The following is a 7,913-nucleotide window of genomic DNA, read 5'->3' on the forward strand; positions in this document are numbered from 1 at the left end:
TTTTTTGGGGTATCTTCCTTTCTCTAACCTAATTTTCGCACTAACTTCCCCGCGCCCCGCCGATCGCCGGCGGGCCGGCGGCCGGGGCCGCGCCCCCCGCGACGGGGGGAGCGGGGGCGGGAGCGAGCGCGGGAGCGAGTGAGGTGAAGAGGGCGGCGTAGCGGTCGAGGCATCCGGCGAGGCCGAACAGGTCCCGCGCGCGGTCCGCCCCGTCGGCCCGGCGGGCGGCGTCCCACGAGAGCACGTCCAGCAGCGCGGCCCGCAGTTGTGCGGGCGACCGGGGCGGCACCACCATCCCCATGCCGGTGGCCACGACCGGATACCGGCCGCCCGGCAGATCAGTCGTGACCGACGGTACGCCGCACATCATCGCCTCGGCCTGCGCGATCCCGAACGACTCCGCGACCGACGGCAGCGCGAACGCGTCGATCGAGGCGTAGAAGTCGGCGATCTGCTGTCCCCTGAGCAGGCCCAGGATGCGGATGCGGGGGTCGCGATCGGCGGCCTCCCGGATCCGGTCGATGACCGAGGTTCCGGCGACGGTCAGGTAGTCGCCGCCGATGAGCAGCCGGGCCTGCGGGTCGTCGATCCCGTCGAAGGCTTCGACGAGGTATTCCAAGCCTTTGTCGGCGACGATCCGGCCGAGGAAGCCGATGTGCGGCCCGGCCGTCTCCCGATAGGACGGTTGCCCGCCGGACCGGTCGAGGCAGGGCGCCGCGATCGCCTCCCGCCGAGCCTCGCTCAGCACCGGCCACAGCTGCGAATGGGCGGCCTGGTCGTCGCTGTTGACGACGACGGCCGCCGACCGGCGCAGGGCGTACCGGGCCGAGACGGCCACGGCAGCGGTGGCGGCCCGCGCCACGAGCCCCGGCGGCAGCCACAGATCGATGTGGTACGTCGACACGATCGGCGTCGGCAACCGGGCCGCGATCAGTCCGGCCTCCAGCATCGGCAGGTGCAGGTGCAGCACCCGCGACCGGCGGGCGATCCGGCGTACGGTCGCCGGAAAGGACGGGCTGACCACGCCTCGGTTGATCGTCGCGGCCACCGGAGTCCGGTAGACATCCACACCGGACAGCGTCTCGCGGCGCGGCGTGGCGGGATCGTGCTGGGCGGCGACCACCGCGATCCGCCAGCCGCGAGCGGCCAGGCCTTCGGCGACGACCCGGGCCACCTCGGTCAGGCCGCTGACGTACGGCGTGTAGTAGTTCACCGCGACGCACAGGTCGTACTCGATGGCCGTCACAGGGCGCTCGCGATCAGGACAGCGGCCAGCGCGGCGGCCCAGAGCCCGGCGCCGGCCCGCATCGGCCCATCCCGGACCAGGTCGACGACAGGATCGCCGCCCGACCGGTCGACCATCACCATCTGCAGGTAGCGGTAGATCGTGAAAGTGGCGAACGGGAACGTCACCACCGTCGCGACCGCCCCGTACGGCGAGGCCAGCCCCCACAGGAAGGCGACGTAGCCGGCGAGCGCCACGACGAGGTTGACGACGACCACGTGGTCCAGGAACGGCACCGAGTACGCCGACAGCGCCGACCGGTGGGCGTCGCCGACCATCGCCAGTTCATGGCGGCGCTTGCCGAGCGACAGCGCGACACAGGCGCAGTAGACGCAGATCAGCAGGAACGGGCGTACCGGCAGGCCGGCCGCGACCGTCCCGGCGAGCGCCCGCAGCACGAATCCGGCCGCCACCACAGAGACGTCCACGAGCGGCTGGTGCTTCAACGCCAGGCTGTACCAGACGTTGACCGCGACGTACGCCCCGACGACGCCGGCGACCACGAGCGGCAGCAGGGTCAGCAGCACGGCCGTGATCCCGGCCAGCACCACCAGCAGGAGCGTCGCCGCCCGGACGGTCACCCGCCCACTGGGCAGCGCCCGCAGACGTTTGACCGGATGCAGCCGGTCGGCGTCGCGATCCCGCAGATCGTTGAGCACGTACACAGTGGACGAAGCGGCCAGGAAGGCGGCCAGGGTCAGCCCGAGCGGCGCGACGTGCCCCGCTGCGACGACCGGGGCAATGACCAGAGGTGCCACCAGCACCGGCGCGCCTTTGATCCAGTGCCGCGGCCGCAGCAGTGACAGCAGCGCTCGCCAGCGGAAGCGTACGGGGGTGTCGTCGAGCGCGGTGGTCGCCGGGCTTTCCAGGGTCTGCACCATGAGCCGCTCCTTCAGAACAGCGCCTTCGCGAGCCGGAGGGCGCCCTGCCGCCAGGGGTCTCGATGGGTGGTTCCGGCCGGCCGGCGGCTGTCCGCCGCCGTCCCGCGCCACCACGCGTACGTCTTGAGCAGCGCCTCGGTGTTGCTCACCCGGGGCACGAAGCCGAGCCGGTCGACTGCCTTGTCGACCGAGACGTACGAGTCCCGCCGAAGCTTGTGCACCAGCCGCGCGTACACCGGCGACAGGCGCAGCGCCGCGAGCCCGCGCAGGATCGCCACGGCCGGGCCGACCGGCACGGTGACGATCCGGCGGCCGTGGCCGGCGGCGTCCAGCACGGCCTGGAAGTCCTCGCGCAGCGTGCCGAAGCGCGCCGCGCCGATGTTGAACGTGTCGTCCACGACGGCGTCCGGGCGCTCACAGACCAGCCGGACGGCGACGCACAGATCGTCGACGTCGAGCATCTGCGTGCGGACGTTCCCGCCGCCGAGCAGCGGGAAGTTGCGGCCCTCGTCGGCCCACTCGAACAACATCGCGAACAGCCCGAGCCGCTCGGGGCCGAGGAACGTCTTCGGCCGCAGGATCGGCGCGCACAGACCCTCGGCCCGCGCCCGCAGCACGATCCGCTCGGCTTCGAGCTTGGCGCCGGAGTAGGCGTCGACCGGCTCGCACGGATAGTCCTCGGGGGTAGGGCAGTGCCGGGGTAGGCCGTAGACGGCGGTCGAGGAGATGTGCACCAGCCGCCCGACCCCGGCCCGTTTCGCCGCCGCGACCACCGACGCGGTCCCGTCGACGTCGACCGAGCGGATCTCGGCCGATCGGTTGCTCGGCAGCGCGGCCGCCGAGTGGATCACGACGTCGGCGTGCCGGAAGGCCCGCGCCATCGCGTCGGTGTCGCGCACGTCCGCCTGAACGAAGTCCGCGTCCACGGTCAACGGCCGAATGTCCACACCGGTCCAGTCGACCCCGGCCCACGGCCCGGAGAGCAGTGCGGTGCCCAGCATTCCGGCCGCCCCGGTGACCACGATCCGCACGCGCCCCTCCTGCGACTGAAGCCTCCGCCGACCCTCCCGACGGTAGTGATCGATCTTTGCCGCGTTCTTGGCCGCGAGGGCAAGCTTCCGGCAAGGTGCGCCCGCGAGACTGGGCTCGTGGCGCCCCTCGAAACCTCAGCCTCCGTGGTCGCTCCAGTCGAGAAACCGGTGGCGTCCGCGGTCCAGTCACGCCCGCGACATTCTTGGCGGATACGCCTGACGGGGGTGGCCTGCGCCGGTTGGCTGGTGTTCGTGGTGGCCCACCGCGTGCTGAGCGGCCGGGCGTACTGGTGGGGGCCGGTCGATCTCGCGCCGCCGTTCGTTTTCGCGGCGGTCCCGATCCTGCTGATCGTGCTCGCGGCGCTGACCCGGCGACGGCTGCTGATCGCGTACGCGGTGTGCGGGCTCATCCTCGGGTTCGACTACTCCGGCATCAACGCGGCCACGCTGTGGCATGCGCGGCCGCCGGTAGCGCCGGGCGCGATCACCTTGGTCACCTGGAACACGGAGTACTGGGATCAGGACCTCGAACCGGGCGGGCCGCACCCCACCGAGGACTTCTACAAGTTCCTCAGCTCCCTGGACGCCGACGTCTACCTGCTGCAGGAGTACGCCCACGTCGACCTGACCCGAGCCGACACGTTCTCCCAGGCGCTGGCCATCGACCAGGCCGACCTGCTGCGCCAATGGTTCCCTGGCTACGAGATAGTCCTGGCCGGGCGGGACCTGACGCTGAGCCGGCTGCCGGTCGTCGGCCATCACTGGCTCGACTCGACGCCCTGGATGCCGGCGGATCTGCGGCCCGTCCCACCCGGGCTGGCCGATCGCCCGCTGTTCTACCAGTCGCAGACGCTGCGGACGGACATCATGGTCGGCGGGCAGGTCGTCTCGTTCTACAACTCGCACATCTACCAGCCGCCGCAACGCATCTTCCGGCTGCGGTCCGACCCGGACAAAAGCATGTTCGCCATCGACCGGTTCAACTTCGAGATCCGCCGGGCGAGCTATCGGGCGCTGGCGGCCGACATCACCGGCAACCCGAATCGCGTCGTGCTCGGCGGTGACTTCAACACCTCGCCCGCGATGAATCTGCTCCAGCTACTGCCGGACCGGCTGGTCGACCAGTCCCCGGCGCTGGCCTCGCTCTATCCGGCGACCTGGCCGGTCGGGTCGGCCAAGTGGCGGCTGGACTGGCTGTTCACCACGCCCGACGTCGACGTGTCGGCCTACGACCTGCTGGACCCGAAGGGCTTCTCCGACCACAAGGCTCAGCGCGTCGTGCTGTCGGCCGGGTGAACCCGATGCCGCCGCTGGTCTCCGTGATCGTGCCCTGCCACAACAGCCGTAAGACCCTCGCCCTCTGCGTCGAGGCCGCCCAGGCCCAGACGTACGCCGAGATCGAGGTGATCGTCGTGGACGACGCGAGCACCGACGACTCGGCCGCGATCGCCGAGAGCCTCGGCGCGGCCGTGGTGCGGCTGCCCGTCACCGGGGGAGCGGGGCTGGCCCGCAACCGGGGCATGGCAGCCGCCCGCGGCGAGGTGCTGTTCTTCGTCGACTCCGACGTGGCGCTGGCGCCGGACGCCGTCGAGCAGGCGATGCGGATGTTCGCCGACCATCCCGAGTACGCCGCCGTGTGGGGTGTCTACGGCGACCGGCCGCTGGTCGACGACGGGATCGTCGAGCGCGTACAGGTGCTGACCGGACACTATCGACAGTCCGGGCTCGACGTCGTGCACACCGGGCACTTCGCGGTCGGCGCGCTGCGTCGGGAGGTGGTCGACCGGATCGGCGGCTTCGACGAGCGCCTGGTCGGCCAGTGGACGAACGAGGACCACGAGTTCGGGCTGCGGATCGCGGAGAACTTCCCGGTCGGCCGGGCGGTCCGCGTGGTCGGCTTCCACGACGACGACGATCGTGTCACCTCGGTGGTACGCAAGCGTTTCGGCCGAGCGGTGTCGCTGATCCCGCTCGTGCTCAAGCAGCGGGACCTGAAGCCGGAGCGGGAGGCGTTGCACCGGCCGGCCGAGCTGGCCGCGATCGGGCTGACCGGGCTCGGGCTGCTGCTCGCCGTCGTCTGGCCGGCGCTCGGCGTACTGGCGGTGGCGGCGTTCGGGGTGTTCCTGTGGACCGTCCGCGGCATGCTCGGCTTCGTTCGGCGGTCGGCGGGCTGGCCGACAGCGGCGGCTGCGGCAGGCCTCACGTTCCTCTATGGGTTCGCGGTCGGCCTGGGCGGTCTGACCGGCGCACTCCGGTACGCCATCGATCCGCGTTTTCGCCGCCGATACAGGACTGTATCGATGTAGTGACAAGGCTTCCGTCCACATGGGGCAGACGGATAGAGTCGGATGGTCATGGGAACGCTCCCAACGCCGGGGGCCGCCGGGATCTAGGTGTCTCTGGGGGGAGCGCATGCGGATCAGGCTGCTGGGTTCGATCGAGGTGGAGGCGGGCGGCCGCACCCTGGACGCCGGGCCGTTGCAGCGCCGGGCCGTGCTCGCGGCCCTGGCGATGGACGCCGGCAGCCCGGTCGGGCTCGACGCGCTCGTGGAACGCGTCTGGGGCGCTGATCCACCGGAGGCCCCCCGCAGCGCCCTCTACGCGCACATCGCCCGGCTCCGCCGGCTCTTCGCCGGGCACGGCGTACGCCTGACCAAGCAGGTCGACGGCTATGTGCTCAACCTCGACCGGGAGCGCGTCGACGTCCACCGGATCGGGCGGCTGCTGGAGGCGTACCGGGGTGATCCGGGGCGCGTCGCCGACCTCCGGGAAGCGATGGACCTGTGGCGCGGCCGGCCGCTGGCCCAGCTGACCGGGTTCTGGGCGGCCAAGGTACGCCGCGGCGTCGAATCCCAGCTGGTCGGGGTGGCCAGCGCCTGGGCCGCCGAAGAACTGCGGCGCGGCAACGCCGAGACGGTCGCCGACCGGCTCGCCCCGATCGTCGAGTCCCATCCGCTGGCCGAGCCCGTCGTCGCCCAGCACATGTGGGCGCTGTGCGCGCTCGGCCGGACCTCCGAGGCGTTGCAGTGCTATGCCGTCGTGCGTACGCAGATCGCCGAACAGCTCGGCGTCGAACCCGGAGCGGAGCTACGCGACCTGCATGTGGCGGTACTGCGCGGCGAAGTCACCGCTCCGGTACGGCTTCCGGCGTACCGTCAGCTCTTCTATGACGACGCCGAGTTGCGTGACCTGGGGCAGCTCGTGCTGCTGGCGGGCCGGCTGGAGACCATGATGGCCTGCGTCTACGCGATGATCCTGGACGACGACAGCCGGGCCCTGACCCATTATCTGGGTGGACCGGCGCGGCTGTCGGCGGCCGGGCGCAGCGCCGCGGACCGGCTGCGCGACGAGGGCCAGCCCGACCTCGCGGAGGAGCTGGCCCTGTGGAGCAAGGCCTGCGACGAGGCCCGGGAGGACGGCCGTCAGGCGGTGCACGTCCTGCCACCCGGACCGGCCGCACGCTGGTGGCGCACCGCCACCGAGCTGTCCGCTGTGGACGATGCGACCGTCGCCCAGCGGCACGCGCGGCTGGTCGAGCGGATCATCGAGGGGTACGCCCTCGGCGACCGCATCGCCGCCCGTTACGAGGCGAGCCCGTCGACGCCGGTCAGGTCCGCCGACAGCGCCCACAGACGGACAGCCTGATCGCGGTCCTGCTCGGTGTCGAAGCGTCGCACCACCTCGCAGGCCTTGAGGTACGCGCCGCCGTCGCCGGCCGGCTCCGGTGAGGCGGCCGCCCACACCAGCGTCGCCGCGCCCTGCTCGGTCGAGCGGAACTCGGGCAGCAGCGCGTTGCCGTCGGCGTCGATCCAGCCCGCGTCCACCATCTCCTGCGTGGTCAGGTGCCGCTGCAACGGCGTCAGGATGTAGCCGGGGTTGACCGAGAAGGCCCGTACGCCCGACGCCTGGCCCAGCGTGTCGAGCTGCGCGGCGAACAGGGCGTTGGCGAACTTCGACTGCGCGTACGCCGCCCAGCGGTCGTAGCCCTCGGTGAACTGGACGTCGTCCCAGTTCAATGTGGCGTCCGGGCTGACGCCGGAGGAGGTGACGACCACCCGTGCGCCGCCGTCGGCCGCCAGCGCCGGGAAGAGCCGGTTGATCAGGGCGTAGTGGCCGAGGTGGTTGATCGCGAAGTGGCCCTCCCAGCCGGGTCCGACGCGCGTCTCCGCCAGCGCCATGACCCCGGCGTTCGCGAGGAGCAGATCGATGCCGCGACCGGACTTGGCGAACCGGTCGGCGAACGCCTCGACGCTGTCCAGGTCGGCCAGATCCAGCTCGTCGACCTCGATCCCCGGTACGCCGTCCAGCGCCTCGGCCGCCGCCGCGGGCCGCTTCGCGGGCACGACGACGGTGGCGCCGGCCGCGGCGAGCGCCCGGGTCGCGGCCAGCCCGAGCCCGGAGTAGCCGCCGGTGACCACGGCGAGCCGCCCGGTCAGATCGATGCCGGCGAGAACGTCGGTCGCGGTGCTGTCGATGGTGAACGTCATGGCGAGCCTTTCGGTCAGGCGGGGGTTCCGACGCGGTAGAGCCGCCGCGTCAGGCGGGGGTTCCGACGCGATAGAGCCGCCGCGTCATGCGCGGGAAGAGCAGGCCCTGCAGGATTCCGACCCCGGCGGCGACAGCGGAGGTCAGCGTCACCAACATATGCAGGACGGTGAACTGGAGTCCGAACAGGACGCCGTGGTGGCGGTACGCGTACGCGTAGGTGCGGCCGTC

8 protein-coding genes are annotated in these 7,913 nt (G+C 71.8%); 3 read left to right on the top strand and 5 right to left on the bottom strand.

Annotation, left to right across the window (positions count from 1 at the left end):
- Window positions 1–40: 40 nt before the first annotated feature.
- The 3 genes from AB0M47_RS41105 to AB0M47_RS41115 are packed head-to-tail and all read right to left on the bottom strand — an operon-like array spanning window position 41 to window position 3,197.
- The gene (locus AB0M47_RS41105; protein WP_363424014.1) at window positions 41–1,246 is read right to left on the bottom strand and encodes a glycosyltransferase; all 1,206 of its coding nucleotides are present in this window, start codon (window positions 1,244–1,246) and stop codon (window positions 41–43) included.
- Window positions 1,243–2,166 (bottom strand): UbiA prenyltransferase family protein, encoded by a 924-nt coding sequence (locus AB0M47_RS41110; RefSeq protein ID WP_363424016.1) that lies wholly within the window; start codon window positions 2,164–2,166, stop codon window positions 1,243–1,245. The genes AB0M47_RS41105 and AB0M47_RS41110 overlap by 4 nt, the downstream gene beginning before the upstream one ends.
- 11 nt (window positions 2,167–2,177) lie before the next feature.
- On the bottom strand, window positions 2,178–3,197 hold the full coding sequence (locus tag AB0M47_RS41115; protein WP_363424018.1) for an NAD-dependent epimerase/dehydratase family protein: 1,020 nt from the start codon (window positions 3,195–3,197) through the stop codon (window positions 2,178–2,180).
- A 252-nt stretch (window positions 3,198–3,449) separates the two neighbouring features.
- Here AB0M47_RS41115 and AB0M47_RS41120 point away from each other — a divergent pair, with 252 nt between their 5' ends.
- From AB0M47_RS41120 to AB0M47_RS41130, 3 genes are all read left to right on the top strand, one after another.
- Entirely contained in the window at window positions 3,450–4,493 is a 1,044-nt protein-coding gene (locus AB0M47_RS41120; RefSeq protein WP_363424021.1) for an endonuclease/exonuclease/phosphatase family protein, read from the top strand.
- Window positions 4,494–4,498: 5 nt separating this feature from the next.
- A complete protein-coding gene (locus tag AB0M47_RS41125; RefSeq protein ID WP_363424023.1) occupies window positions 4,499–5,503 on the top strand; it encodes a glycosyltransferase family A protein in 1,005 nt (334 codons plus the stop codon).
- A gap of 106 nt (window positions 5,504–5,609) precedes the next feature.
- Complete coding sequence (locus tag AB0M47_RS41130; protein ID WP_363424026.1) at window positions 5,610–6,842, top strand: BTAD domain-containing putative transcriptional regulator; 1,233 nt, start codon at window positions 5,610–5,612, stop codon at window positions 6,840–6,842.
- Here the strand turns inward: AB0M47_RS41130 and AB0M47_RS41135 are convergent.
- A complete protein-coding gene (locus tag AB0M47_RS41135) occupies window positions 6,779–7,684 on the bottom strand; it encodes an SDR family NAD(P)-dependent oxidoreductase (RefSeq protein WP_363424028.1) in 906 nt (301 codons plus the stop codon). The genes AB0M47_RS41130 and AB0M47_RS41135 overlap by 64 nt on opposite strands.
- A 49-nt stretch (window positions 7,685–7,733) precedes the next feature.
- Window positions 7,734–7,913 (bottom strand): hypothetical protein (locus tag AB0M47_RS41140; protein WP_363424031.1); only part of this gene is annotated, 180 nt, incomplete at its 5' end.

The sequence above is a fragment of the Hamadaea sp. NPDC051192 genome (assembly GCF_040682475.1).
Classification (GTDB): Bacteria; Actinomycetota; Actinomycetes; order Mycobacteriales; family Micromonosporaceae; genus Hamadaea; species Hamadaea flava.